Origin of the sequence: Bradyrhizobium sp. Mp27, from assembly GCF_029953005.1 — a bacterium.
GTDB classification, from domain to species: domain Bacteria; phylum Pseudomonadota; class Alphaproteobacteria; order Rhizobiales; family Xanthobacteraceae; genus Bradyrhizobium; species Bradyrhizobium barranii.
On the sequence record NZ_JASAUS010000545.1, the window covers coordinates 1 to 934 of the forward strand.

Consider the following 934-nt stretch of genomic DNA (forward strand, 5'->3'; position numbering starts at 1 on the left):
AAGGACTTCCGGCGCATCGCCACGCGATATGACAAGCTCGCCCGTAATTTTTTGGCCGCTGTTCATCTCGCCGCTCTCGTCGCATATTGGCTCAATTGAGTCTGGACCCTAATCAATTCGCTCAGTGAGCTCGGCATATCGAGCGGCTCGAATCCGATCGTCAGCTTGAGTGAATTCACTTACAAGAAAGGTAAAACCATCTACATCGAGAGTGAGCCAGCCGAGTACGTCTACCAGGTCAGGAAAGGCGCGGTACGGACCTGCAAATTACTCTCCGATGGGCGGCGCCAGATTGGCGCATTTCATTTGCCGGGTGATATTTTTGGACTCGAGAACGGCGGAGTCCACCGATTTACGGCGGAAGCGATCATCCAAACCGCTGTTCGCCTGATCAGGCGGCAACACCTTGAGACGGTCGCCGAGAATGACGCGGTTGTCTGGCGCACCTTGCTCAGCTTGACGACGAATAACTTGCAACACGCCGAAGACCATATGCTGCTGCTCGGACGTAAAACTGCTCTGGAGCGCGTTGCCGCGTTCTTGCACGAGATGGATGAACGACTCACGGCTGCTGACGTGATCTCGCTCCCAATGTCTCGGCGCGACATCGCCGATTACCTTGGTTTGACCGTCGAAACCGTTTCGCGTGCAGTGTCGCAATTGCACACTGATGGTGTCCTCGATTTCATCGGCAATACCCAACGCGAGATCGTGATTTTGGACCGGCAGCGGCTCGCGAGCCTTGACCTGCAAAGCTAACATGCGGACGGCGTGAAAAGCTTCGGTCGCGGTTAGGATCGCCCGCAGCAACTACCGCACTTTCAGGCCCCGTGGGTCGGTCAAAATCCCCCGGGTATGGTCACTTGAAACTCCCCCACCTGATGATCGCCGTCAGCGCCGCTGAACAGCAGTAGCCGGTCAGGCAGGACGTTTA

General features: G+C 56.3%; 1 protein-coding gene and 1 pseudogene. Both read left to right on the plus strand.

Annotated features, from left to right (window positions below; genetic code table 11):
• Window positions 1–99: pseudogene (locus tag QJT78_RS51650) on the plus strand (IS5/IS1182 family transposase); the annotation flags it as partial.
• 12 nt (window positions 100–111) lie between these two features.
• A complete protein-coding gene (locus tag QJT78_RS51655; RefSeq protein ID WP_049808000.1) occupies window positions 112–759 on the plus strand; it encodes a helix-turn-helix domain-containing protein in 648 nt (215 codons plus the stop codon).
• Window positions 760–934 lie beyond the last annotated feature (175 nt).